Origin of the sequence: Legionella oakridgensis ATCC 33761 = DSM 21215 (assembly GCF_000512355.1) — a bacterium.
Lineage (GTDB): Bacteria > Pseudomonadota > Gammaproteobacteria > Legionellales > Legionellaceae > Legionella_A > Legionella_A oakridgensis.
Window position 1 is genome coordinate 1,983,603 of record NZ_CP004006.1, and the last position, 24,662, is coordinate 2,008,264.

Below are 24,662 nucleotides of genomic sequence, written 5' to 3' on the forward strand. Positions count from 1 at the left end.
TGAATGCATTGAAAGAACACTTTGAACACATATCTCATGAAGACGAGAAAGAATGCAACATTCAGGGTCAGTAGACAGAAATCCCTTCTTTAAAAAACCACCCATTGCGATTTATCGCACAAGACAATGTGCTTCCTTACAATTCAGGTAAGCGTGATTTAATTCGGTGTGTCGCTTGGGAATGAATTTGGGACACTCGCGACTCACTAACCCCCAATACTTCTCCAATCTCTTTCAGATTTAAATCCTGTTCGTAATACAGTGAAAGCACTAATTGTTCTTTCTTAGGCAAACTATCAATAATTTGAGATAATTGCGATGTTCTATCCGCTTGCAAAGCGCTGATATGAGGCTCGGTAGAATGACCGACTGTTTCATCGCTCAATAGCACATCATCCGTGACGCCTAAATCTTCAAAAGCGTACAAATGACCTCCAGCGGAATCATTTAATATTTCATGATATTCTTCCAGACTGATCCCAAGTTCTTCTGCCACTTCATGATCCTTGGCATCCCGCCCTAATCGATTCTCAACCTCGCGCACTGCAGAAGCAATCATGCGCGCATTGCGATAAACTGAACGCGGTACCCAATCATTACGCCGCACTTCATCAAGCATATGACCGCGAATACGAATACTTGCATACGTTTCAAAAGACGCTCCTTTCCCAGCATCATAATGAAGTGCCGCTTCCAAAAGCCCTAACATCCCTGCCTGCAACAAATCATCCAATTGAATCGAAGGCGGCAGCCTTCCCAGTAAATGATGGGCAATACGTTTGACCATATACGCATGAGTTTTTACCAACGCTTCCTGCGTTTGTTTCTCCACTTTGCCGTCTGAAGCCAAAGCATCATTCACGACGTTCTCCTTATTCTTATTCATTCAATTTATACTGGGATCAAACACTCGTCAATGCTATGGTTTAACTTGTTTAGTCTGATTACGTTGCTTTACTTTTATTAAAGCACATGTTTCCGCTGATCGCGTAATTTACAAAATTAAATATTTTAGCGAGAGACTTTGCATAAAAATTAAACCAGACTCTGCGGATAAAATAACGAAGCGTAGAGAATATTTCATGCGCAGGCGTTGGTGATTATTCTGACTGCTCTTTACATTTATCTTCTGCATCCGTTTGACATTTATCTTGGCAATCACGATCTTCTGAAGTCAAACACATTGTATTGATGCAGTCATTGGCAGAACGTTCAACACACATGTCTTGATTATATTGATCATCTCCAATCACAACATCCGGTATATCGGCAGCGTGCAACATACCTGTTAGGAAAAATAGATAAGACAAAAATAGAATTCGTTTCATTCGCACACATCCTTATCAATTAGTTATCCTAAGTATAGTCAATATTTTTTAATCTCTTAGAACTTACAAAAACACCCAATCCTTGCGTTAAAAAGAAATTTTGATTTGGTCATTTAGTTCGTCCAGACCTCTGCATCAACATGTTTTCTTGCTTTGACCTTGGAATTTTTCGTAAGCCTCATATCTTTAGGTAACTTTAACTGTTTCGTTGAAAAGAAGTGCTTTCGTGACTTATTTTGCTTTGTTGCTGTAAATCTGTTAAAAAGCACTCAACATACTGAAGCTTGTTTAGATGCAATGCTCCCTGAAATCATCAATGTTTGCCTGGTACCGGATGAAGCTCATTCCATAGGAAAAGACTTTATTGCAGCAGCCATTGCGCTTTCAAGCCAATTCAATGCAATAACTCCCTCTTATTATCAATTGGATTCTCATCGACATGATGGAATTTACTCAAAACCTCATTGCACCATAGCCCATATAAAAATTCCTCTTAATCCGGACTGTTTGCAATCGCTCAAATATTATTTACAAGATATCATTGGACATTCTATAGAAGTTCAAGTTACTGGCTTAACGTCTTCCGTAGCGGGTATTTTTAGTAAAACTGCTATTATAAAGGGGTTTCATGATCCAACACTGGCGCTTGCTTATTGGTTACAAGTTGCACCAACGGTGGATTTAATAAACTTGCAATCTTTAATCGTCCACAAGGTAAGAAATAAAGGGACCTGCATCACAGCACAACAAGAGCAGTATGAACCGCACTTTACGCTTTGGGCAAAACAAGTCGAGCAAAATCAACAATCCCGCAGGGTAAACAATGATTTAATGCATCAAGTTCTGTATACCAAGCCCCCTTTTCTTTTACCCTGCACAATTGCGCTTGGAAATTGCGGTCCTAATGGGCAAGTACGCAAATTCGTCACTCAAAAAGATGAAATTGATTATTTGGAAATGTAACTAAAACAGCAGTTAAGCCAAAGAATATTAATTTCTTGGTGAAGATGCAAACTCCAAACACACCAAGTCAACGAATCACTCTAAACATCGGTATCACGGTTGGAATAATCGCAAAAAACTGAAGGATATATAAAATTAATACAATCAAGACTAATAAATTTAATAAACTTTTAATGGCGCGTGCCATAGGAAGAAAGGCATTAATCAAGCCCAAAATAACACCAAACACAATGATGTTAGCAAACAAATTCAAGAGGTTATTCATATCCATATTCATATCCCTATTCATTCGCCTTTCGTTGATTGTTTAATATAGTGCTTTGGCTGCTTTAGGCAAGGCGTTAGCAACCTGTTGGCGTGATTCATCCACCACCTCTTTTTCCAAATGAAACGTACGATGCAGGGCTCGAACACCTTCATCCAACAACGCTTCATCAATCACCACAGAGATTTTGATTTCCGACGTGGCGATCAATTGAATATTGATGCCATTGGCTGCCAATGTCTTAAACATCAGGGGAGCTACTTCCGGATGGCTTTTCAAGCCGGCGCCAACCAACGATAGTTTTGCAAGTTTTTCAACCCCAATGACTTCTCTTGCTTGCATTTCTTTGGCTATTTTACGCAAATGCTGCATCGTCGCTTGATATTCATCGCGATGGACAGTAAAAGTAAAATCCGTTTTGTTATCAGCAGACAGATGTTGCAGAATCATATCCACATTCACGCCAATGCTGCTGATTTCATCAAGAATAGTAGAAGCAATGCCTGGGGCATCCGGCACGCCAGATAAAGAAACTTTGGCTTCATTGCGACTAAAAGCAATCCCGGTTACAGAATAAGACTCCATACGTCGTTCTTGCTGATAGGTAATTAAAGTGCCCGGTCCTTCCTTCGCAGAAGACAACACTCGCAAGGGAATATTATATTTTCCAGCAAATTCCACTGAGCGAATTTGCAATACTTTCGCACCTAAACTGGATAATTCTAGCATTTCCTCAAACGTCACCTGATCTAGACGCCTAGCTTCCGGCACCACCCGCGGATCAGTCGTATACACACCATCCACATCCGTATAAATCTGACATTCATCGGCCTTTAGAGCAGCGGCAATGGCGACCGCCGTCGTGTCCGACCCACCTCTTCCCAATGTAGTGATATTGCCCTCTTTATCCACGCCCTGAAATCCTGCAATAACCACCACTCTGCCTTGCTTAAGGTCTTCCAGTATAGGTTGCGTATCAATGGCATGGATACGTGCTTTTTTAAATTGACTGCAAGTCAGGATACGGGCTTGCCCACCGGTATAAGAACGTGCCGGGATACCACGATTAATCAATGCCATGGCCATCAAGGTCATAGATACCTGTTCGCCGGTAGCAATCAGAGCGGCATATTCTCGCGGTTCAGGGCTCTCACTCATTTGATGAGCAAGACCAATCAATTTATCGGTTTCACCGCTCATTGCTGAAACAACGACCACCACATCATGCCCAGCATGCTTTGCCTTGGCCACTATATCAGCCGCATGGTTGATATGTGCCTGGGTAGCAACCGATGTTCCTCCAAATTTCTGCACAAGCAATGCCATGTCAGCGCCTCATCAAAAATAAGTTCTTACTCTCTATATCGGCAAGTCAGAATTTAATTTAAGGGTTTTGTCGATAAATTAAGAAGATTTCCCGTTAGCAATCATGGCAGGAATACCTTCAAGCTTTGCTTCCAAATCTTCAGGCACCATGCCGCCACCCTGAGCCATATCGTCACGGCCGCCTCCTTTGCCACACAAATGACGCACCCATTCAGCCGCGGTCGGGACCGTCCCTAAAATAGACTTACTGACACCTGCCACAACGCTTATTTTTTCCTGATTTATCGTATATAACACAATGATAGCCGCATCAAGATTGGCTTTTAATTGATCCAGTGTCATTCTGAGTCCCTGACCATCCACATTGTCCAATTTCTTAACCAATACGTTAATATGCCCCACTTTTTTGACTTCATTCAATAAGGCATTGCCGGATTGTGTTGCAAATTTTGCTTGCAAACGCTCCAATTCCTTTTCCTGCTGCTTACTCTCTTGTAGAAACTGTGACAATTTTTCTGCAACGCTGCTGGTCGTGGTCTTCAACTTGTCTGCCATCTCTTGCAGCAACCCCAGCTGCTGATTAATCCATTGCAGCGCATAAGCACCCGTTACCAGCTCAACACGCCTGACTCCGCTTGCTATCCCATATTCAGCCGTAATTTTGAATAATCCAATATCACCGGTTCGTCTGGCGTGCGTTCCACCGCACAATTCTTTGGAAAAATTCCCTACCGATAACACCCGAACTTCTTCATTATATTTTTCACCAAATAGTGCTTGAGCACCGGATTGCTTTGCCTCATCCAACGACATAATCTGTGTTGCCACTAGATCATTAGTGCGGATTTTATCATTTACCAGGGTTTCAAGCTGTTCAATCTGAGAAGAAGTCAACGCTTCAAAATGGGAAAAATCAAAACGAGCTCGTTCAGCATCCACTAATGACCCTTTTTGCTGCACATGTTCTCCTACAACTATTTTCAAAGCCGCATGCAACAAATGAGTTGCTGTATGATTCAAACGAATCGCATCACGTCTTGCTGTATCTATCTGAGCCGTCACGGTTTGTTCAAGCGTTAATTCACCTGAAAGTAATTCACCATCATGAACAATCGATTGCCCAAGCCGTTGAGTATCATGCACTTGAAAAACCATCCCAGGTGCCAATAATTGGCCACGATCACCAACCTGTCCACCGCTTTCCGCATAAAATGGCGTTTCATGCAAGATCACAGCGGCTTTTGTACCAGCCGTTAATCGCTTAACCTTTTGTCCATCCACCAACAGAGCCACTACGCTGCTTTGAACTGTATCATGCTCATAGCCTTCAAACACGGAAACTTCTGTTAATTCGACCGGCGTTGAATAATCCACCTGAAAATGGCTGGCAGATTGTGATTGTTCGCGCTGCTGTTGCATACACTTCTCAAATCCCTGCATATCGACTTGTAAACCATGCTCACGTGCAATATCAGCCGTCAAATCCACAGGAAAACCATAAGTATCATAAAGCTTAAATGCAGCTTCTCCGGGAATGTCTTTGCCGGCCAAAATCTGAATTTGTTCTTGCAATAGCTGTAATCCTTGCTCAAGCGTCCGGGCAAATTGGTTTTCTTCCTGTTTTAAAACACGCTCAATTTGAACTTGATTGGCAGCAAGCGCAGGATAAGCCTCCCCCATCACATCAATCAATGGAGTGACTAAACGATGGAAAAAGGGAGTAGGCAAACCCAATTTGTGTCCATGCCGCACTGCACGGCGGATAATACGCCGCAAAACATAGCCACGTCCTTCATTACCAGGCATGACTCCGTCGGCGATTAGAAACGAACAAGCACGGATATGATCAGCAATCACTTTTAAGGAAGGATGCTCAAGGTTTTCAATGGTGGCTAAATCCGCTATGGCACGAATTAAATGTTGAAAGCTATCTATATGGTAATTATTATGCACTCCCTGAACGACAGCAGCAATACGCTCAAGCCCCATTCCTGTATCGACGGAGGGTTTGGGGAGTGGGTGCAGATGACCTTCTTTATCACGATTATATTGCATGAAAACAAGATTCCATATTTCAATATAACGATCACCATCCGCATTTGGGCTTCCTGGCGGCCCACCAGCGATTTCTTCGCCATGATCATAAAAAATTTCTGTGCAGGGCCCACAGGGTCCAGTATCCCCCATAGACCAGAAATTATCTTTCTCACCACAACGTGAAAAGCGCTCTGCAGATACTCCGATTTCTTTTAACCAAATATCGGCTGCTTCATCATCATCCTCAAAGACCGTCACCCACAAACGCTCAGTAGGTAATTTCAATACGTTCGTCAAAAATTCCCAGGCAAAACCAATGGCTTCCCGTTTAAAGTAATCACCAAAACTGAAATTACCCAACATTTCAAAGAAAGTATGATGCCGCGCCGTATAGCCTACATTTTCCAAATCGTTATGTTTACCACCCGCACGCACACAACGCTGCGCACTAACTGCACGGTTATAAGAGCGGGGTTCAAGTCCTAAAAAAGTTTCCTTAAACTGCACCATCCCTGCATTGGTAAATAGCAGCGTTGGATCGTTCGCTGGTACCAATGAGCTGGATTCAACAATCTGATGGCCATGTTTGGCGAAATAATCAATAAATGCTTTTCGTATGTCTGAGCTTTTCATTTTTTTACAACTTCATGGTTATTATCTATAATGGGCAACCTGCATTGGACCAATCCCGTCATCCTTTATTGGCCAATACGGCTTATTAAAACAATCCAAATACACCTGTCCAATCGGATAGCGCCTGTATGTTCAACTTCATTACTCCCTAAATATCATCGCTATAATATCTGCAGAAAACCCTCGATACAGTAAAAATTGCTTCTGTTTTTGCACTTGTACAAAGGTCAATTCATCTTGCTTTTTATACTTCTTTTCCTTCACCGCAATCGCATGGTCTAACCAATGATCTTGTTCTTGCTGAAGGACGGTATTGACCAGTGCTTCCTCAACCCGCAAGCTTCGCAACTCCTGCTGAATTCTTAATGGGCCGTAACCCTGCTGAATTCTCGCACGACAAACACTTTCGGCAAAACGCTGATCATTTTGAAAACCAAGGCGCTGGCATTCTGAGATAACGTCCTTTATCTCAGAATCAGCGTATCCTTTTTGCATAAGCTTGTAAGCAAGCTCATGCGCTCCATGCTCACGCCGGGCTAAAAGCCGCATGGCGCAAGATAATGCTTTACTCATCAAACAATTCAACCGCGTCTTTTGCAGCGACTGGCTTTTTAATCAGCAATTCTGCTCTGATTTGTTGCTCCAGATGGGCAGCAAGTTGCGGATTATCCTTCAAGTATTGACGGACGTTGTCTTTACCTTGTCCAATTTTTTCCTGCTGATAACTATACCAGGCTCCTGATTTATCAATCAGCCCTAATTCTGTAGCAAGATTAATAATTTCACTTTCTCGGGAAATTCCTTCATTATAAAGAATATCAAATTCAGCACGCTTGAATGGAGGGGCGACTTTGTTTTTGACGACTTTAACCTGCGTTTCATTGCCCAGTATTTCTTCCCCTTTCTTAATTGCCCCTGTTCGTCTTATATCCAGTCGGACTGAAGCGTAAAATTTAAGGGCATTCCCGCCTGTAGTAGTTTCCGGGTTACCAAACATCACCCCAATCTTCATGCGGATCTGATTAATAAAAATCACCAAGGTATTTGAACGTTTAATGTTTGCCGTTAATTTACGCAACGCCTGCGACATCAAACGCGCCTGCAAACCGACATGAGCATCACCCATCTCACCTTCAATCTCAGCTTTTGGAGTCAACGCAGCAACGGAGTCAACAATCACCACATCCACGGCAGCGGAACGCACCAGCATATCCGTGATCTCAAGAGCCTGCTCACCCGTGTCTGGTTGTGAGATGAGCAATTCATCCACTTTGACCCCCAGTTTTTCAGCATAACTTGGGTCTAGAGCATGCTCAGCATCGATAAAAGCCGCAGTACCACCATTTTTCTGGCATTCGGCAATCACTTGCAAGGTCAATGTGGTTTTACCCGAAGATTCAGGTCCGTAAATTTCAACAACGCGTCCTTTTGGTAAACCGCCAATTCCAAGAGCAATATCCAAACCAAGTGAACCCGTTGAAATGGCTTCGATATCACGCACTGCTGTACTATCTCCCATACGCATGACTGAGCCTTTACCAAATTGACGTTCTATTTGGGCGAGTGCAGCATTAAGTGCTTTTTGTTTATTTTCTTCCATAAATCCACCTGTGTAGGATACGCGAAACAAAAATTATCCCACAGAAGTGCTGATGCAGCAAACTTGATGTTTATTGTAAATTAGAAGGAAACAATAGCCCGCCCTGCCCGGAGGCGCGATAACTCGCAGCCATAACTTAAAGATTTTTGCAACGGCGTCGCTGGAGGAGAAAATAAACCAAAAGCAACTAATCCCTCCCCCACACTTAAATGTCTTTTCAAAGTAGCGGGCTTCGGTTCACTCACAGATACTGCCATAGCCAAAGGATGACGGAGAAATTCCACAACCGCTTCATGGCCCGCAGAAGTAGCTTTACGAAGCGCATAACGCACTGCTTTAGCACTTGGTGCTTTTAGGTAAATGTCTTGTACAATAGCAAGATGACCTGCCTGCGCTGCTGCTTGCAACCCTAAATCCACCGCTTTGCGGCTTAACAATGCTTCATTTGTACAAAAATAACGAACCATTTCCTGATCATTCGCGCTGGCTGCCCCTATAAACGCTTGTTCAATTGCACCAGGGCGTGGCGGATTAAGGGATAAATGACATAAAGCATCCACTTCCCTTACCCGCCTCCTACCAACAGCCAATCGCAAAGCATTTTCAATCGTTCGCACCCTTGGCGCATTTTCCCGCAGACCGCAAAAATAAATTAAGGCGTCGTAGCTTCCCCGAGATGCCGCTCTTTCACACGCCCTTTCTATGGCTATCTGACGTGGTGCATTCTCTGTTAAACCACAAAGAAGTCTCACTTTTGCCACATCATTCTTACCAGCAAACTCAATTAAAGCAAGCTCAACTTCCTGCTGCATCAATCTATTTCCAGGTAAACTGGTAAGATATTGCGCCATAGCCAGTTGATTCGATGCCAGTGCCAGCTTAAATCCTTTTACCTGGACGGCATCGCATGGTGCTTCATGACGCTCTAAACTACCTACAAATTGCACCACTGGCAAATGGTCATTGGCAACTGCGTCTTTGAACGCTTCCTCAATCGATTTTTTATCAAGAAGATGAGAAGCTTTTTCATGAATGATTTGCACACACCTCAATTCACCATGCTCAGCAGCTTGTTTAAATAATTTTTTAATGATACTGCGATCTAGCTGATCGAGCATGGTACGGCAAAAAAATTCAACCATGTTCCACTGATGAGCTTCAGCCGCCTGGGTCACGACCGTGCGAATAACAAACCGGTTTGGTTCGAAATGCCCCACCTCAATAAGCCAGGTGAGAAATCCGACATTGCCTTGCTTGGCAGCACGGTTAAAAAGACTACCCCCACCATAATCATGGCATATCCACTCATTGCCGTTGTATTTTTCAGCCAATCGTCTGATAATTTCTTGCCGAAGTATTTCATCATCGATGGCAGTCACTATTTCAATGAGCATACGCTCATAAGCATTCACATTCTCCTCATTGAATACACTCTCCATCTCAAGCGCTGCAAAAAAGTCGCCCAAAGCAAATTCACGAGGATGTTGGGCCCAGAGAGCTTTGGCAACACTGAGCTGTAAGGCGTATTTATCTTGTGGATAATAACTGGGGATAGGTAAAATTTCTCTTAATGAAGAGATTTGTCTGGCTACACTAAACCAGGTATCTTCAATGGCATGATAATGTTCTTCTACAAAAGGTAGAGTCAGCGTTTGCTCTGCAATACATTCATCAAGTGATGTTTCCAATCGAGACATCTTGTCTGCAATGATCGTATTTTTCTTGCGAATTTCCTTAATTCCACAATGAACTCGGAATCATCCAAAAACTCTGGATGGCTCAGCAGTTTGTCGATGATTGCTTCAAATACCGGGACAGCCACCGTACTACTTGTATTACGAAATACCAAAAATAATGCCATGAGTTGAGCAATGTAATCAAAAGCAGATGTATCAGCAGGTATTTTTTGCAGATAATCTCCCATGTCCATGGTGCTTATCTTACGACATAATGCTGGCATATAGGTCACTAAATGAAACACAGAGCCATGCTTTAAAGAAGCCAGATGCTCAACGGTTGCATCGGCAAGCAGTGAGGCCAGTTTTTCTAATAATTCTGGCGAATTTAAAGAAGCAATGCCATTAATAAGTGCCGACAATTGTTCAGGACGCAAACCACGATTTAATGCTTCTCTTAAAAAAGCAGCACCAGCTTCATGATTTGATGCAGCATACCATAGCAGGGCGGAATAAGTGAAAGGCCCATTAAATAATTCATGCAGGAGTGCGAAATTTTCTGGGGTCGCCGTAAATTCAGGGGCAGGCATCTCAGCCTCAACGCTTTCCAAAACGTCTGGATCAACGGGCACCACGCCTGTTAAATTGTATCGTTGGAATCCTCTATCTTCACAACGAACCCTCGCTGCCTCTGCAATTAAAAGTTCCGCTTCAGGAAAACGTTTCAGTACAGAATACAAGCCTAATACAGGGCTTTCCGAGTCATGCAAATAACTTAAATGATATAGCATAAATTCATGGAGCAAGCCGGTTTTAACAATGTCTTTAGCAGTTACACCTTGTCGGACAAGCCATAACAATGAAGCAGCAAATTTCTCCGTATCATCAAGATAACATTTAAATAAGTGGGCAACGCCAAGTGGCACGCCTTGATGCTTTAATCCTACGGATAAATCCGCTAAAAATGTTTTTACATTTTCGACAGCAACCATTGCATGAATTTCTTCATTTAATTTTGCTTTATTTGCTTCATAAAAAGCATGAGCTTGCTCTTTTTGATGCTCTAAAAAAGCATGAAATAATTGCGTGCATTTTTCTTGCCTTGGTATGGCTATTGCTGAATCTTCTTCCAGAGAAAGAAGATACTCTAAGCCCAATTGAATAAGAGAATACGCTTCATGAGTTTCAAATTTTGCCCTGCAAAACTGCATGAATCTTAGAAAATTTTCATGATGCTCTATTTGTCTGCTGGCGTTGGTAATACCAACAGAATCGGATGGGTTTTCAAACCTTAATATCCGCAAAGCAGCCAGTAATTTTCGTCTTTTTTCTGAGGCAAGCAATTGCTCAGATTCAAACTCACTCCGAACAATAATTCTGCTGTGGTCAGCTTCCAAAATGCCATCATGATTATTCATCCAGGAAAATAATTCGCAAAGCATAGTGTTCACTCACTATAAATCCTTGATGCTTCCATTATTAAGGGATCTTAATTGAAAGGTCAATAATATTTTAATGCGTAAAACTACTACTCCAAATCATTGCAATCATTAAGAAACTTAAATCATTATTTTCATGGAATTTTCAAGAAAATTCTTTAAAGCATTATAAATGCTATTTTTTCTGAAGTCAGGCGATAGAACTGCAAATATAGTCTCTTAGAATGCAGATAAACTATTGGCCTTTAAGTTTACCTGTAGCCGTTACCCTAGTATCAGACACGATATCAGACAACTCCCCCGGGCACATTGAAAAACATGTGCGGAACCTACCTTTTGCCTAATTACCTAATTAAGGGAAAATGAGTATGAGACTTAATCATTGGGGAATGTCTCGCCGCTGTCTTTTCTTTACCAGTGAGCTATGCTGTATTTTTTTGCCTTACCGAGACTTATCATGAAAAACCTCAAAAAAATGATTCAATAATATATATTTATATAAAATTTATACATTTTGATCAAATTATAAAAATCATAGAGGCTTCTTCAACCTTCTTAATAAAGTAACAATCCAGTTATTCTCAGGTCTTAGATGGTAATAAAACCAAAAACTATACCTCTTAAAAACGAACACCACAGCTCCCGGATATTATTCTCTATAAGAAGTAATCTTGACATTCACGTGCACCACGCTTAGGATTCTTGCATTCTTTATATGAGGAAATACTAATGGCGATTCGCCGTTTGCGCATGTTGGTAAGTGAAGACTTTGATGCAGTTAACACTCTAATTCTTGAAAAAATTCAATCCGAAATTTCTCTAATCGATAATTTAACTCATCATATCGTGCAAAGCGGCGGCAAACGACTTCGACCATTACTGGTTCTTTTAGCCAGCCATGCTTGCGGTTATAAAGGTAAAGACCATATTAATTTGGCTGCAATGATTGAGTTTTTTCATACTGCAACGCTGTTGCATGACGATGTTATCGATGGGTCCACGTTGCGGCGCGGCCAAGAAACTGCTAATGAAATATGGGGTAGCAAAGCCAGTATTCTGGTTGGCGATTACTTATTTATTCAGTACATGCAACTTATGATCAGCGTTGGCGATTTAAACATCATGCGCCTGCTAACAAACATTTCCCATCAAATCAGTTGCGGTGAAATCAAGCAACTGGCGAATCGGCACAATCATTCTCTTACCATAGAGGAATATTTCGATATTATTCGTTCCAAAACATCGCTTCTTTTTGCTGCTTCTGCATCAATGGGCGCACTCATCAGTCATGCAGATGAAACCATATATAATGGTTTATACACCTATGGCCTTCACTTAGGCAACGCCTTCCAGTTAATTGATGATGCCCTGGATTATTGTGCGGATGTAAAAACGCTGGGGAAAAACATTGGCGATGATCTGGCTGATGGTAAAGCAACCCTGCCTTTGCTTCATGTACTAAAACATGACACAACCAGCCGGCAAGATAAAATCAAGGAAAGTTTAAAAAAAGGTACTTTACAATATCTTCCCGAAATACTTGAAGCCATTGAAGCCACCGGCGCGATAGATTACACCCGCAGTATTGCTGCAACAGAAGTAGATAAAGCACTTTCTGCCTTGCAAGTTATCCCTGATTCGGTGTATAAAGAAGCCCTTGCCGATCTCGCTCAATATGCCATTCAACGTGATCATTAAAAGTATTCAAGCGGAGTGTAGCTCAGCCTGGTAGAGCACTGCCTTCGGGAGGCAGGGGTCGCAGGTTCAATTCCTGTCACTCCGACCAAACTCATAAAGTGATTCTTGAACATTCAAGATGGGCTAGAAAAAATCAGAGCAAACGTCTGCTTTGTTCTCATAATACTAATATACCGTCATTGAAGCAAAGCGCGACAATCCAGATCGATGCTCCATTAAATTATATCCTGGATTACTTCACTTCGTTCGCAATGACAACGAATTGTATTTATTTTTATGTCATGCGTTTATCCTGGGAAGAAATGCGAAATTTTTATTTAGTCGCTTATTGTGTTAAAATTTTACATTGCTCATTCTCAATAAAAATTTTTATGTTTATGAAATTCGCAAAAAGCTTATCGCCAGTCGTCACACAAGGCATTAAAGCTCATACATCTAAAAGTTTCGGTCGTTTATTTTCAACGACGAATATACCCATTCCTCACAGTACAGAGCACCTTAAGCTACAACAAAAATTATTTAAACTCGACAATACACCAGCAACTATAAAGACTTTACCCACAAGCACAAAACTTGTTGGATTAAATGTTACTCCAGTAAAGCCATGCTTTTTAGGCACAGCACCTGTTTACGACCCTGAGATATTAAATGCACTCTCCCTGCGTGAAAAACAAGAATGGCTCGAAATAGCTGAAAAATATTATGGGCAAATTGGCCATTATGAATTATTATGCGACGTCGATTGTGTCACCAGCTCATCGGACAATGGCGTTCCTATTTACTACCTCGACCATAGTTTACTTGAGCCAACATCGTATACTTCCATAAAAAAAGCACTCGATTTAGATACGATTGCACAAATAATAACGCATACAAAACGCTAATTTGTATGCAATTTATTTATCCACATCATCATGAAAAAATAAACTGCAGCCGGATTTTTGCATACAATTATGAAAGGCTTGACCATGAGTGCTCGTGTGCAACTGTTTTTGACTTCTAAACAACCATCAACATAACATGATTTTCTTTCTTAAGTAACGTTTCCAGTGATGCCTGGAGGAGTCGGAGTTGCCATTTGTTTTTGTTGAGCTTTTGCCTGAAGGTCCTGCTTATATAAATCATAATGCAATTCGAAATGTTCTGTGACCAAATCCATCGTTTCACTCACCATGGGAGCTACCCTACTGGATGAGTCGACGCATTCCTTCAACGCATCGGGAACTGCATGGAGAAGTTGCATAGGTGTTAACACTTCAAACTCTGTTTTCCAGACATGATGATTGACCCAGTTTAAAGCGGGCATAACTTCATAAAAATTATGATATCCTTGTTTATAAAAATTACAACCAGCTATCACCATGCCTAACAGCATGGTTGCATGTGGACCATCTACAAGATCTGACCTCCCCGCCCTAGCTAAAAGCCCCAATGCGGCTTGCATCACTGCCCCGGTAGTGCCAGAAACATCAAAGAAATGAGGAAGATTCAAATGATCATGGAGGTGTATGGTCCTGCCAGTCGGATCTCTGACAACCACACTACGCAACTGAGGAATATCTGGAATCTTGCTACCTTTACATGAACAACATTCAAGAAAATGATTTACTGTAACAAGATCTTCCTCTGTTATTTCAGCACCTAACCTATATTGTTGCATTTGCAAATGGGCATATGGGGATCCCGGTGCTTTGATATATGGAACGTGGAATGGTTCTAATGAGGGCATCATCTCATGCATAAAATCTTCTAATCCACTTACATCCATTCCGGCTTGTTGTGCTTTCTTTATTTTACATAAGTCGCTCCCATATGCATTAGCAAGCATACCCAAAGGAGATAACACAACCTCAATAACTCTTAACAATCGTTGGGGCGAGACTTGTTCAGGATCTTGCAGGACACTGACCAATTCACTTGTATCTTCGAGCACATCTTGAGAGCGACTTTCTTTTACATTTGAACCAATATCAAAAATGCTGGCAAGCGTTGTTGGATTTAACTTAGATAATTCTTTTCCAAGCACTGTAGCTATGATACTGGCAAATTCAAGAATTTTGGGATCTGGATTCCTTGCTATTGCTACAGCAACTCGCATCAATAAATAATGCTCAGGACAAATGGCGTTAATTTTATCGACGGCACATGGTTTGCCATAAGTACTCCCCATGGCATATATAACAGAGGGATGCTGTTGTTTTCCAGAAGGTAAAGGAGGTGGTAATACCACACCTTGTCGTTGCGCGTGGGAAGTTGGCACGATGGTTTGTAAGGTAATCGCTTTAGCAATTTCCCTTTTTTCAATTTTATCCCACTCCACTTTAAATCGATCATAAGCATAGGTGGATATTCCGCGATTTTGCATCGCTTCCAACGAATAGGCCACAAATCTTTGTCCATGTACTTTTATGGGGGCGGATCTAAGCCGCTGAGCAACGTTAAGGAACATTATTATCCTCCCCTATAGTACATACGCAAAAATTGATAATTTTTTGCCTATGCAAATCGTTATCATGGTATTATTTATGCTAAATTTATATACATTTAATATAAATAATAAACCATATTTAAAATAATAAATCATTTTAATTAAGAAATGATTATGTGATGCAGGTATGGAGATGGATGTTGAGACATGTGATTCGCAATAAAGGGCTAAAGTTTAGCGTCAGGTTGCAAAAACATTAAAAATCTTTCTGCAATCGTAAAGTTATTGCAGACAGTATACGCTTTGAAGAAATCTTAAAATTTCCACAAAATAACGGCTTTTTTCGACCAATACGCCGCACGATTGATGTATAATGTAAATATAGGCATTTATAATGCGCCGGGCGCAAAATGTCAGGGAGATTTAACATGACCACGAAGGTTGATATTTTGTACGTAGAAGATGATGATGTTGACATTAAGGCTGTTCAGCGTGAATTTAGCAAAACGAATAAGCAAGTTGACATTACTATCGCCAAGAATGGAATACAAGCTCTGGATAGTTTATATGGACGTAATGGCAAGCATAAAATCAAACCAAGCGCGATATTGCTTGATCTCAACATGCCTCAAATGAATGGTATTGACTTTTTGAAAGAATTAAGAAGAGACTTTCACTTTTTAGATGTTAAGGTATTCGTGCTTACTGGTGCGTACACAACCCAAGAAAAGCTGGCTATAAGTGATTTAGATGTATCTGGCTGTATTGTCAAACCTCTGCAACATGAAGATGCGCTTAATATTTTGTGGTGCGTTTATGCAGATAAAGACGCATCCAGTTTACTTTTTATGCAAGGGTAAATTCTGTCCCCAGTATACTTTCATCAGGCCCCCATTGCTCCCGCTGATCCAACCTCCTGCTATATATAACATATTTGGCGCAAAGCCTGTACCTACTCTCCAAGAGCAGGATATTATTTAAATAAAATCCATTTATAAAAAATAAGTAACCAGGATTCTTATGAAGATTGTTATCAAAGTAGGTACACGAAGCATTTTGTCCGAAGATGGAACACCATGCGAAGCCATCATGCTTGATTTAGTAAAACAAATTGCCTTTTTACAACAAGCCGGACATCAAGTGGTGCTGGTTAGTTCAGGTGCCGTTGGTTCAGGCAGAAAGGTGGCGGAACAATATCTTGGTCGTCGATATGGCAGCTCCATTGGTGAAAAACAGGTATTAGCCTCTTTGGGTCAACATGAACTCATGCATCTTTATGCCAGCATGTTTAAGTCACATCACTTGCTTGCCTCCCAATTATTATTAACTAAACAGGACTTTCGAACGCGGCAACACTACTTAAACATTGCAAGATTAATTCATGAATTATTAAAACATAACAACATCATTCCCATCATCAATGAAAATGACAGTGTGGCAATTGAAGAGCTAATGTTTACAGATAATGATGAACTGGCAGGTCTTATTGCTGCGCAAATCAACGCCGATAAATTGATTATTCTAAGCATTGTAGATGGCGTTTATCTTGGTCATCCTGATGATATGGATGCCAAACTCATTCAAAGGATTGATTCTGCAAGCCAATGGCCGGATGTTTCTTCGACAAAAAGCACCCTTGGGCGGGGCGGTATGCACACCAAACTTGGAACAGCAAAAAAAATGTCCGAGCTTGGCATTACGACGCATATTGCCAACATTAATCAGCCTGACATCATTCTTCGTCTCATGCAAGAAGAATCTCTGGGTACAGTCATCATACCCAGCAGGAAAAAATCAAACATCAAACGATGGATTGCTTATAGCAGTGACAACCCAAGCGGTGCCATTTATGTCAATCTCTGCTTGCTCGCAATCCTTGAAGAAAAAAATCGCATCATCAGCATATTGCCTGTTGGTATCGAAAAACTGACTGGTGCTTTTAAAAAAGGCGACCTAGTTGAAATACGCGCGTTGGATGACAAAAAAGTCGGGGTAGGTATTGCACGATATGATGCAACTCAATTAAACGACTACCTGGGACAGAAGGACAAACCTGCATTTATCCACTATGATCAATTGCACCTGTATTCAATATGACCCTTCTCTTTTAAAGGTATTGCTGCGAAAATCACTGAATGCTTTCCTTAAATCCTGAGAAGTATTCCAACGTTTGCTGATCCAGCGCACTTTTATCCAAATAAGGAAGATGATTGTGAAAGAAGATCTAGTCAACCGCTTGAAGCGTGTGAAAGAAACAAGTCGCCGCCTTATAGCAATAAATGAAACCATGCGACAAGAGATCTTACTGAAGCTGGCTGAACATTTACGACAAGCTTGCCCCAAGATATTGCAAGAAAACCACAAAGACTTGGCCTTAATGGCAAAGGATGATCCAAGATACGATCGTCTGTTATTAACGGAAGAGCGCGTTTATACGATGGCTGAGGATGTTACTCACGTCGCATCGCTTCCTTCCGTCCTTCACAAAACATTAAGTGAAAAAACCATGTCAAATGGCCTGGTCATTCAAAAGATTTCCGTTCCTCTTGGCGTTGTCTCAATTATTTATGAATCACGTCCAAATGTAACCGTTGACGTTTTTGCACTTTGTTTTAAGACGGCAAACGCCTGTGTTTTAAAAGGTGGTAAAGAAGCCATGAACAGTAACCAATATTTGGTTTCTTTAATTCATCAAACCTTAACTCAATTTGGAATAGATCCTTACGCCCTTTATTTATTACCATCCGAACGACAAGCATTGCATGTTCTTTTAAACGCCGTTAATTTGGTGGATGTTTGCATTCCCAGAGGAAGCCAAGCCTTAATAAACTTTGTGCGTATGCATGCTCAAATACCCTTCATTGAAACTGGCGCCGGGATAGTACATACCTATTTCGATAAAAGCGGTGATTTACAAAAAGGGCAATTGATCATCAATAATGCCAAAACTCGACGGGTCAGCGTTTGCAATGCACTGGACACCTTAATTATTCATGAACAAAGACTCACCGATTTAAGGCAATTGGTTGGCTTGCTTCTAGAAAAAAAGGTTGAACTTTTTGCCGATGAAGCAAGCTATCCTGTGCTTTTATCCTTTTATCCACAAACCTTACTGCATAAAGCAAGTCCTGCCGATTTTGGCCGCGAATTTCTCTCTTATAAAATGTCCATTAAAACGGTTTCATCAGTGCAGCAAGCCATTGATCACATTACCACTTATACCTCTGGTCATAGTGAAGCCATTATTACCGAAGATGAAGCGGCCGCCACTTATTTTCTCCAACAGGTGGATGCAGCTGCGGTTTACGTCAATGCCTCAACCGCCTTTACCGATGGTGGACAATTTGGCATGGGGGCTGAAATTGGCATCAGCACGCAAAAACTTCATGCTCGTGGCCCCATGGCTCTGGAAGCCTTAACTTCCTACAAATGGCTCATTCATGGAAATGGCCAATTAAGGCCTTAAAAAACCATCCAACGCCCTCTTGTCGTCTATACTGATACAATATGATGAGTATTTTTTTGCTCAAATTAGGATGATGCATCAGGATGATGGACTTAAATGCTGAATAATTTTCACAATAACTTAATTTCTTCAAATCAACCTGTTAAAAGCCTGCGGTTAAGCAGGCCCATGCTTAATTTGATTTTTATCTCAGCCCTTGTTTTTCTGCTGATTCTAAGCGTCGGTTCCTATACGCAGGTAAAAGCACTCATTCGCGAAAGTGATTGGGTCATTCATTCGCATGAAGTCATTCAAAACATTGACGCCGCACTTTATGAGATTGTTGACATTGAATCCCATAACCGCGCTTATTATATTACAGGCCAGGAATATTTTTTAGGAGATATTGATACTAAAAAATCACAACTCAAAAAGTCATTGGAAAATCTCAATAACCTTACTAAAGACAATCCTGATCAAAATCAACGTGTTTTGCGTTTTATAACCCTGACTGAACAACGTCTGTTAATTTCAAACAAAATATTACAACTTAAAATCACCAATAAGTTATTTACTCAGGAAGGATTGGAGTTATTTAGTCGCAGCCAGGATGCTTCCAGCCGTGTGAAGGGACTTGGCCAAGAAATTAAATCCGTAGAGCGAGTGCTCTTGCAAGAACGCACTGAAACCGTACTCAACAGTGCAAATATTACCAGCCTCATATTAATTTTTGGAAACGCGTTCGGCATCGCCTTGTTAATATTTGTCATTATTCTAGCCAATCGTGAGCTATCCGCACGAAAAGAAACCGAGTATCACAATAAAAATACGCAGGATCGTTTGCGAAAAATTATTGAAAGTTCAAACGATATGATTGCAGCGTTTGATAAAGAAGAACGACTTATTATTTTTAATGATTCTTATCAACGAGAATTCAAGCGTCTTTTTGGCAAGCCAGTTGCTGTTGGTATGCAATTGGAAGAGGCTTTGATAAATCTTCCAGAAAATCGCCATGAAATAGCTCAACTCTGGAAAGAGTCACTGCATTCCGAACTGTATGAAAAAACAATAGAGTGTGTTGTCGAGCATAAAAAAAATATTTATGAAATAAGCTCAAGCCTGATTCAAAACGGAGATAATTCGATTCAAGGCGCCGTACAAAGTATTCGTAATATTACCAAACGCATCGAGGAACATTCCGAACTGCAGCACTCCTATGAACAGCTTGCCATTGGGATGAAAGCACTGGAAATTAAAAATGAACAAATTACTCTCCTCGTTGAAATGAGCGATATCATGCTAGCCTGCAGTTCGCAAAAAGAGTTGACCGACGTTATGGAGAATTATTCCAAACAATTACTGCAATTTGCCAGCGGCTACTTATACATCATGCACCCTTCTAAAAATTATCTGGAAAAGGCAGCCAGTTGGGGAAATCCTAATGCACAAGACACGACCTTTTCACCAGACGAATGCTGGGGCATCCGCTTGGGGCGCATCCATCATATCAATTTATCGCATCAGGCATTGCACTGCGAACATATTCATTCCTTTGAAGAAAAAAAGGCTTCTTTACTTTGCATTCCGTTGATGGCTCAAAACGATATTTATGGATTGTTATATCTTGAAATAATACAAGACATTTCACCGCTCGAAGATGAAAACCAGAAACTGCTCATTACTGCATTTTCTGAATTAACAGCGCTTTCCTTAGCCAATGTGCGTTTAAGAGAAAATCTTCGTTATCAATCGATACGTGACCCCTTGACCGGGTTGTACAATCGTCGTTATTTGGAAGATTTTCTTTTTAAACAAATCAGCCAAGCGCAAAGAACGAAGTCCCCTCTTTCCCTCATCATGCTGGATTTAGATCATTTCAAAAAAATCAATGACACCTATGGCCATGATGCCGGTGATGCCGCCTTGAAAGAAGTGGCAAGCATACTGCAACATGACATTCGGGAAGGTGATATAGCCTCAAGATATGGAGGCGAGGAATTTCTTATTCTTCTTTATGATATTGATCTTGAGAGCACAAGAACTCGTGCTGAAAATATTCGTAAAGAAGTGTCCAAACTACAAATCAAATATGGGGCGCAGGCAGTAGGACCAATCACCGTTTCGCTTGGAATTTCCTCATATCCTATCGATGGTAAAACACCAGATGAATTAATAGACTCCGCAGATAAAGCACTCTATTACGCTAAAAATCATGGAAGAAATCAAGTGGTATTGTTTTGTGAATTAAATCAAAAAACCAACCGTTAATGAAGCCTGGTTTCTTCGCAACAAATACCCTGCAACGAAGTAAATACCTTTTATGCTTCCAGGCTAAGCCTTTTTATTGTCCGGCTTGTCCGAAGCCAGCCGAGATCTTAATCAATGTGAGAAACCTATAATTGCAAAAATTGACCGAGTAAAAACAAAATGGATAAAACAAGTCCAGTGATAGGAAAAAAAATAGAATAAGTCACAGCATCCTCATTTTTTTCCTTCTGATATTTTATCCGGATCAGTGCTAAATGAATCATCATAAAAACACATAGGATGACTGTGCTGGTCAATTTTGCCAATGCTTCTATCTTAAACCACAGGGCTAATATCAGGATAATCATCATGACCAACAAAGTAGCCATCACCGGGGTCTGAGTATGAGGATGGACAGTTGCTAAAAATCGGGGAGCATTGTGCTGTTTTGCCATACCATACATAACACGGGAAGCCATAATCACCTGCGCCAAGGCGCCATTGACGATTGCCACCAGACTGACAAGTCCAATTAAACTGGGAGAAAATCCTTTTGCTGCAATAAAGGTTGCAAGCGGCGCCTCGCTTTGCGTCAGTGTTTCCATGGGAAGCGCCAGAATCATTGCCAATGCCACCAGTATATACAATAAGGTTGCAATGCCCAGTGCCCAAAAGATGGCAGGAGGCAGATTTTTTTCAGGATTTTTTATTTCTTCGGCCACATTAACCATGTCTTCAAAACCAATGTATGCATAAAAAGCCAGAAAAGCTCCAGAAAAAATACCTGTCCATTCGAAATTACCCATGGCCGGGGCCTCATGCCATAAGCTAGGCAATCGTAGAATGCTATCATGAGCCAGAAAGATAATGATGAGCAAGCCTCCTACTTCAATCCAGGTAATGAGCATCACCATCGTAACCGACTCCTTAATACCCCAGATGGCAATACCACCCATTAGAAAAATCAAGCCTATAATAGCAACCCACGCTGGAACATCGATAAAAAGTTGAACATATCCTACAAATCCGCGAGTTATGGCAGCCGCAGACACTAACCCCGTAAAAACGACCAACCAGCCAATCAAGCCAGATAACCATGGTTTGTGAAATGCCTTATATACATAAAACGCTTCACCGGCACTCTTAGGAAATCGTGAACTTAATTCGGCATAAGAAATGGCGGTAAATAAAGCAATAAAGGACGCTAATAAAAATGCCAATGGCGTATAAAGGCCAGCCTTCGCAGCCACTTTACCAACCAGGACATAAATACCGGCACCTAAAATGGTCCCTAATCCATAAAAGGTCACATGCAACTTTGACAAAGAGCGTTTAAGAGATACTGGATTCATTCTATTTCTCTTGCTATTAGCCGGTTTATTTACCTTCTTGCGATAAGTCCGGTTTAATTATTTGTCTCCAGTCAGGTAAAAAATAGTAAAATCAAAATGCAATTTGCCTGAATGCCTTTGTCGACATTGTTCAGCAAATGCTGTAACCATCGCCTCATTAAGGTCTTTTATTTGCTCTTCAGGCACTTGACCATGATAGAAAGCAATGCCATTCACAAATGTTCGGAACACATCAAGCGATGGCAAAAGCAAGCTTTGTGATACACGTTCTACCTGAAATGACTTAAACGGCAAAAAGCGAAGCGTCTGTTCCAACTCTTTAAATTTTTGGTAATCCACTGGCGGCTGAAAATCATCTAATATTGCAAATTGCCTGGACTCCTTTACTGCTTTAAAGGTCGTCATAAAAGGATCATCCCCGGTTGGAAAAATCAAAAGCAATCGCCCGCCAGATTTTAAGGCTCGATAAATATTAGCAAATGCGGTTTTTACATCATGTACCCATTGCAGGCACCAGAAAGACACAATCCAATCAAACTGATTATTAAACTCCATCGCTTCAACATCCGCTTTTTGTAAAGAAACATGGGGATATTCAGCCAATTCTTTGCTCGCCAGTGCCAGCATATTTTCAGAAGCGTCTATTCCTAAAAAAGAGGCCATAGGATATTGTTTAACCATTTTTAAACTGAATGCACCATTGCCGCAACCAAGATCCAGTACAGCATCACCAGCTTTAATATCAAGATGAGCAAGATAGGGTTCTGCCACTGTGGCTTGTATGTAAGACCCAATAGCATAATTATCAGCAGGCCATTCTTTAGTTGTCATCCTTGTCACTCCTTACTTAAGTCTATAATACTTATATGATCTTCGTTTAAGAATTATAAAGCTAAAAAACCCATGAAAATCAATGTACGCCAAAATCAGCTGCTTATCCACTTACCTCAACATGCAATGCGGTTAATAGGACTGTTATTTATACTCATCGGCGTTGGCTCAATATGGCTGATAACACAATCTTATGAGTTACAATGCCAATGTCGCCCAGAAGACTCCACCAATCAATGCCGATTAATAACCAAACGGTTATTTTTTCACAAGAAACCGTCTTGTTAAAGCTGCAAAAAGCAACAGTAACCACGCAACGCTCTTCTAAAGGGAACATAACTTATCATGTAGGGTTGCTTACCCAAGATGGACAAATTCCTTTAAGTTCTATCAATGGCACATCAAGCCAGGCAAATGCGTGGGCTGCTGTCCATCAAATTAATGCTTTTTTGCAGCATTGCCAAAATCAAACGTTGGCTATTGCATCTCTGCAACCACTACTACCGCTGTGGACAACATTCTTTCTTCTGATTTTTGTTGGCATAGGGCTTTTTTGTTATTGTTAACAAAAAACGTTCTGTTGACATTTAATAAGACAACCAATCAACTTAAAATTGTGCGCAAAAACATCATTCAGCAAACGGAAGAATATTATTCTTTAGATAAAATCCATGACGTGGTAATTCAAGAAAGTACCACGAGTAAAGGTCAACGCTGCTATCGCGTTGCATTGATTCTTAACGATAAAACTGAAATACCATTAAACTCTGCTTATGATTCGCTCTTAAAACCTAAACTTAAGCTAGCAAAAGTCATTAATGATTTTCTTGGTTTAAATGGCGCTTTTGAGCCATGGATCAAACAAGAACAACAGAAAAACCGCTTGGCCATAGCCTTATTTTTCATTGGGCTAAGTATCATCTTATTCCTCGTTCTGAGACTTTTTTGGTAATCTTATAGTCCAGTTTAAATCCTTTTCCTGGATAGCGCTGCGCTATCCAGGCTACAACCCCAACTTTTCTTCTGGTCTATACTTTATTGAATTGCGTTTTTTTTAAATCAGGAGATTGATGATGAAAGCGATTCTCAGTGAGCTGCCATGGCTTTACTTGCTGGAACGGCCTTTGCAGAAGGTGATTCTGCAGAAGCCCGACCTGCCACTACCATCATTATGTTAGAAACGGACTCCGGAACAACAATAAAAGCCGTGGTTCCAAAAGAAGAAGCTGATAAATTGAACAATGTGAAACCGGGAGAGCAAGTGAAATTATACAATCAGGAACTCCGTGAGCCGGAAGAAGAAGATGAAGATATCGAGATGGAATAGTTTCCACACCACATCCGCCTCGTAGCCTGGTTAACGCCTTGCGGTAACCAGGTTTTAAGTCCATCTT

The 24,662-nt window shown here is 41.0% G+C and carries 22 protein-coding genes and 1 tRNA gene; 11 read left to right on the plus strand and 12 right to left on the minus strand.

The features are described 5' to 3' along the window. Positions 1-136 precede the first annotated feature (136 nt). Both LOA_RS09665 and LOA_RS09670 read right to left on the minus strand, forming a co-directional pair. Positions 137-886: an RNA polymerase sigma factor FliA gene (locus LOA_RS09665; RefSeq protein WP_035895156.1), complete on the minus strand. Its 750-nt coding sequence runs from the start codon at positions 884-886 to the stop codon at positions 137-139. Between the two features lie 214 nt (positions 887-1,100). Beyond that, complete coding sequence (locus tag LOA_RS09670) at positions 1,101-1,328, minus strand: hypothetical protein (RefSeq protein WP_025386162.1); 228 nt, start codon at positions 1,326-1,328, stop codon at positions 1,101-1,103. Between the two features lie 159 nt (positions 1,329-1,487). Between LOA_RS09670 and LOA_RS09675 the strand changes: the two genes are divergently transcribed. Continuing rightward, a complete protein-coding gene (locus LOA_RS09675) occupies positions 1,488-2,291 on the plus strand; it encodes a hypothetical protein (RefSeq protein WP_025386163.1) in 804 nt (267 codons plus the stop codon). A gap of 67 nt (positions 2,292-2,358) precedes the next feature. Here the strand turns inward: LOA_RS09675 and LOA_RS09680 are convergent, their stop codons facing one another. The 7 genes from LOA_RS09680 to LOA_RS09710 all read right to left on the minus strand — a co-directional run bounded on the left by LOA_RS09680 (position 2,359) and on the right by LOA_RS09710 (position 11,279). Further along, the gene (locus tag LOA_RS09680) at positions 2,359-2,556 is read right to left on the minus strand and encodes a Thivi_2564 family membrane protein (RefSeq protein WP_025386164.1); all 198 of its coding nucleotides are present in this window, start codon (positions 2,554-2,556) and stop codon (positions 2,359-2,361) included. A gap of 42 nt (positions 2,557-2,598) precedes the next feature. Next, the gene (locus tag LOA_RS09685; RefSeq protein WP_025386165.1) at positions 2,599-3,882 is read right to left on the minus strand and encodes an aspartate kinase; all 1,284 of its coding nucleotides are present in this window, start codon (positions 3,880-3,882) and stop codon (positions 2,599-2,601) included. Between the two features lie 78 nt (positions 3,883-3,960). Next, positions 3,961-6,552, minus strand: coding sequence for an alanine--tRNA ligase (alaS, locus tag LOA_RS09690; protein WP_025386166.1), 2,592 nt, complete (start codon positions 6,550-6,552; stop codon positions 3,961-3,963). 141 nt (positions 6,553-6,693) lie between these two features. Then, complete coding sequence (gene recX / locus LOA_RS09695; RefSeq protein ID WP_025386167.1) at positions 6,694-7,125, minus strand: recombination regulator RecX; 432 nt, start codon at positions 7,123-7,125, stop codon at positions 6,694-6,696. Continuing rightward, the gene (gene recA, locus LOA_RS09700) at positions 7,118-8,152 is read right to left on the minus strand and encodes a recombinase RecA (protein ID WP_025386168.1); all 1,035 of its coding nucleotides are present in this window, start codon (positions 8,150-8,152) and stop codon (positions 7,118-7,120) included. Before recA ends, recX begins: the two co-directional genes overlap by 8 nt. 80 nt (positions 8,153-8,232) lie before the next feature. Then, a complete protein-coding gene (locus tag LOA_RS09705) occupies positions 8,233-9,849 on the minus strand; it encodes a hypothetical protein (RefSeq protein WP_025386169.1) in 1,617 nt (538 codons plus the stop codon). Then, complete coding sequence (locus LOA_RS09710) at positions 9,798-11,279, minus strand: hypothetical protein (protein ID WP_148294893.1); 1,482 nt, start codon at positions 11,277-11,279, stop codon at positions 9,798-9,800. The genes LOA_RS09705 and LOA_RS09710 overlap by 52 nt, the downstream gene beginning before the upstream one ends. A gap of 717 nt (positions 11,280-11,996) precedes the next feature. On the opposite strand from LOA_RS09710, the gene LOA_RS09715 reads away from it, so the two are divergent. The 3 genes from LOA_RS09715 (at position 11,997) to LOA_RS09725 (ending at position 13,849) form a co-directional block, all read left to right on the plus strand. After that, positions 11,997-12,965, plus strand: coding sequence for a polyprenyl synthetase family protein (locus tag LOA_RS09715; RefSeq protein WP_025386171.1), 969 nt, complete (start codon positions 11,997-11,999; stop codon positions 12,963-12,965). Positions 12,966-12,976: 11 nt separating this feature from the next. Next, positions 12,977-13,053: transfer RNA gene (locus LOA_RS09720), tRNA-Pro, on the plus strand. Between the two features lie 214 nt (positions 13,054-13,267). Continuing rightward, a complete protein-coding gene (locus tag LOA_RS09725; protein WP_158423045.1) occupies positions 13,268-13,849 on the plus strand; it encodes a hypothetical protein in 582 nt (193 codons plus the stop codon). A 149-nt stretch (positions 13,850-13,998) separates the two neighbouring features. Here the strand turns inward: LOA_RS09725 and LOA_RS09730 are convergent, their stop codons facing one another. Next, a complete protein-coding gene (locus LOA_RS09730) occupies positions 13,999-15,414 on the minus strand; it encodes a hypothetical protein (RefSeq protein ID WP_025386173.1) in 1,416 nt (471 codons plus the stop codon). 407 nt (positions 15,415-15,821) lie between these two features. Here LOA_RS09730 and LOA_RS09735 point away from each other — a divergent pair, with 407 nt between their 5' ends. From LOA_RS09735 to LOA_RS09750, 4 genes are all read left to right on the plus strand, one after another. Continuing rightward, positions 15,822-16,253, plus strand: coding sequence for a response regulator (locus LOA_RS09735; protein WP_025386174.1), 432 nt, complete (start codon positions 15,822-15,824; stop codon positions 16,251-16,253). A gap of 160 nt (positions 16,254-16,413) precedes the next feature. Next, entirely contained in the window at positions 16,414-17,490 is a 1,077-nt protein-coding gene (gene proB, locus LOA_RS09740; protein WP_025386175.1) for a glutamate 5-kinase, read from the plus strand. A gap of 115 nt (positions 17,491-17,605) precedes the next feature. Continuing rightward, positions 17,606-18,859 carry a glutamate-5-semialdehyde dehydrogenase gene (locus LOA_RS09745; protein ID WP_025386176.1) on the plus strand — a complete coding sequence of 418 codons (1,254 nt, stop codon included), beginning with the start codon at positions 17,606-17,608 and terminating at the stop codon, positions 18,857-18,859. 96 nt (positions 18,860-18,955) lie between these two features. Then, on the plus strand, positions 18,956-21,106 hold the full coding sequence (locus LOA_RS09750) for a sensor domain-containing diguanylate cyclase (protein WP_025386177.1): 2,151 nt from the start codon (positions 18,956-18,958) through the stop codon (positions 21,104-21,106). Positions 21,107-21,231: 125 nt separating this feature from the next. Here the strand turns inward: LOA_RS09750 and LOA_RS09755 are convergent, their stop codons facing one another. Together LOA_RS09755 and LOA_RS09760 are read right to left on the minus strand one after the other, a co-directional pair. After that, positions 21,232-22,437, minus strand: coding sequence for an APC family permease (locus tag LOA_RS09755; protein ID WP_025386178.1), 1,206 nt, complete (start codon positions 22,435-22,437; stop codon positions 21,232-21,234). A 57-nt stretch (positions 22,438-22,494) separates the two neighbouring features. After that, positions 22,495-23,268, minus strand: coding sequence for a class I SAM-dependent methyltransferase (locus tag LOA_RS09760; protein WP_025386179.1), 774 nt, complete (start codon positions 23,266-23,268; stop codon positions 22,495-22,497). A gap of 236 nt (positions 23,269-23,504) precedes the next feature. Here LOA_RS09760 and LOA_RS09765 point away from each other — a divergent pair, with 236 nt between their 5' ends. From LOA_RS09765 to LOA_RS09775, 3 genes are all read left to right on the plus strand, one after another. Further along, a complete protein-coding gene (locus tag LOA_RS09765; protein WP_148294896.1) occupies positions 23,505-23,834 on the plus strand; it encodes a hypothetical protein in 330 nt (109 codons plus the stop codon). Next, the gene (locus LOA_RS09770) at positions 23,828-24,220 is read left to right on the plus strand and encodes a hypothetical protein (protein WP_158423047.1); all 393 of its coding nucleotides are present in this window, start codon (positions 23,828-23,830) and stop codon (positions 24,218-24,220) included. Before LOA_RS09765 ends, LOA_RS09770 begins: the two co-directional genes overlap by 7 nt. A gap of 147 nt (positions 24,221-24,367) precedes the next feature. After that, positions 24,368-24,595, plus strand: a complete 228-nt coding sequence (locus tag LOA_RS09775) for a hypothetical protein (RefSeq protein ID WP_025386182.1) — start codon at positions 24,368-24,370, stop codon at positions 24,593-24,595. Positions 24,596-24,662: the final 67 nt, after the last annotated feature.